The 2,295-nt window shown below is 62.0% G+C and carries 3 protein-coding genes; 2 read left to right on the top strand and 1 reads right to left on the bottom strand.

From position 1 onward, the window contains the following. Positions 1-669: beta-keto acid cleavage family enzyme (locus tag AC2VNO_RS17380; RefSeq protein ID WP_486935312.1), on the top strand; the 669-nt coding region annotated here is incomplete at its 5' end. A gap of 24 nt (positions 670-693) precedes the next feature. Next, positions 694-1,455, top strand: coding sequence for an SDR family oxidoreductase (locus AC2VNO_RS17385; protein ID WP_486935313.1), 762 nt, complete (start codon positions 694-696; stop codon positions 1,453-1,455). A 141-nt stretch (positions 1,456-1,596) separates the two neighbouring features. On the opposite strand, the gene AC2VNO_RS17390 is transcribed toward AC2VNO_RS17385, so the two are convergent. Beyond that, positions 1,597-2,295, bottom strand: a 699-nt coding sequence (locus AC2VNO_RS17390; RefSeq protein ID WP_486935314.1) for a metal ABC transporter substrate-binding protein, incomplete at its 5' end; no start/stop codon positions are given.

A 2,295-nucleotide genomic window follows, 5' to 3' on the forward strand; every position in this document is an offset into this window, starting at 1 on the left:
AGTCCGCACATGAGCGTGGAAGAGCGCATGCGGCCGGCCATCGAGTTCAAGCCCGAGCTCGCTTCGCTGAACATGGGCTCGATCAACTTTGGCCTGTTCCCCATGCTCAAGCGCTATGACAGCTTCCAGCATGAGTGGGAGGTGGAGCACCTCGAGAAGAGTCGCGACCTGGTGTTCAGAAACACCTTTGCCGACATCGAGAAGACCATGACGTTGGGCGCCGAGAGCGGCACTCGCTTCGAGTGCGAATGCTATGACATCGGCCATCTCTACAACCTGCGCCATCTCATGGACCGCGGTTTCATCGACGGCCGTGTCTTCGTGCAGAGCGTGTTCGGCATCCTCGGCGGTATCGGGCCTCATCCCGAAGATGTGCTGCACATGCGGCGTACCGCCAATCGCTTGTTCGGCGACGGCTACGAGTGGTCCGTGCTGGGTGCCGGCAGCAATCAGATGCGGATCGCCGCTCAGTCCGCCGCCATGGGTGGCCATGTGCGGGTTGGCCTCGAGGACTCGCTGTGGCTCGAGCCGGGCAAGCTGGCCGAGAGCAATGCCAGCCAGGTAACCAAGGTGCGCAAGATTCTGGAAGGGCTTTCCTTCGAGATCGCGAGCCCAGATGAGGCTCGCGAAATGCTGCAGCTGAAAGGCGCCGACAAGGTCGGCTTCTGACGAGACGAGAGGATGACGAAGCACATGAAAATCAACGATAAAGTCATTGCGATCACGGGTGGTGCCCGCGGGCTCGGCTATGCCATGGCGCAGCGCCTCGGCAGCCAGGGCGCAAGCGTCGCCCTGCTGGACAGAAGTGCAGAAACCCTGGACGAGGCGGTTTCCGCGCTGGCGGCCCAGGGTATCAAGGCACACGCCTTTCCGCTGGACGTTGCCGATGAGGCGTCGGTGATCCAGGCGTTCGCCGATATCGCCCAGTGGCTGGGGCCGGTGGTAGGCTGCGTCAACAATGCCGGCATCACCGACGATGCGCTGCTGCTCAAGGCGGAAGAGGGTGCAGTCACCAAACGCATGTCGCTAGAGTCGTGGAAGCGAGTGATTGACGTGAACCTGACCGGCGTCTTCCTGTGCGGCCGCGAAGCGGCGACGCAGATGGTCGAGGCGGGGCAAGGGGGAGTGATCGTCAACATCTCCAGCATCTCGCGCGCGGGCAACATGGGCCAGACCAACTACGCGGCCGCCAAGGCGGGCGTGCATGCACTCACGGTGACCTGGGGCAAGGAGCTGGCCCGGTACGGCATTCGCACGGGCACAGTGGCGCCAGGGTTCATCGAGACCCCCATGACGGCCGCCATGCGCCCCGACATGTACCAGAAGGTGGCTGCCAGCGTGCCGCTGAAGCGACTGGGCGAGGCCGACCACATCGCCCAGAGCGTAGCGTTCATCTTCGACAACGACTATTTCACCGGGCGAATCATCGAGTGCGACGGCGGCCTGAGATTATGACGACTCGAGCAGGAACTCTTGGTCTGTGGGTAAGCCTGTGACTGGCTGTGAATAAGCGGTGGGCAAAATCGACCCCGTGACGAGGAGGAGAGACAAAAAAGGGGCGCCACTGGCGCCCCTCTGGATTCAGCCGATGTGCTATCAGTGGCTGTGGCTGTGGCTGTGATCGTGGCCATCATCGTCGTGATCGTGATCGTGATCGTGATCGTGATCGTGATCGTGATCGTGGCCATGGTCCTCATGGTCATGCTCCGCCAAGGCATCATGTAGTACCTGGGCGTTGTGGCGCATCATGCCCAAGTAGGTGCTGGCTTCGCCCTCTGCGGCCAGTGCATCCGCATAAAGCGTGCCGGCGATCTCAAGGCCGGTTTCTTCGGAGAGCTGGTTGATCACCGCAGGGCTGGTCATGTTCTCGTGGAACAGGGCGCGCACGTTCTGCTCGCGAATCACATCGATCAGCCTGGCCATGTCGGCAGCGCTGGGCTCGGCCTCGGTGGAGAGACCCACCGGCGAGAGAAAGCGAATGCCATAGGCGTTGGAGAAGTAGCCGAAGGAGTCGTGACCGGTAATCACGCTGGTGGAAGCCGGAATCTCACCCAGCAGCTCGCGGATCTCGGCGTCGGTGGCTGCCAGCTCGTTGATGTAGTTTTCGGCGTTCTCGCGGTAGGCCGCTTCGTTGTCTGGGTCCGCCTCGATCAGGCCGTCGCGGATATTGCCGACATAGACCTTGCCCATGGCCAGGTCCTGCCAGGCATGCGGATCGTAGTCGCCGTGGGCATGGTCATGATCGTGCCCATGATCATGACCGTGATCGTCGTCGTGATCGTGCCCATGGTCGTC

The organism is Halomonas sp. TH-94 (assembly GCF_057473365.1).

Excerpts from the sequence above, each read along its gene's own strand:
- AC2VNO_RS17385 (WP_486935313.1), top strand. The coding sequence starts at position 694 with ATGAAAATCAACGATAAAGTCATTGCGATCACGGGTGGTGCCCGCGGG.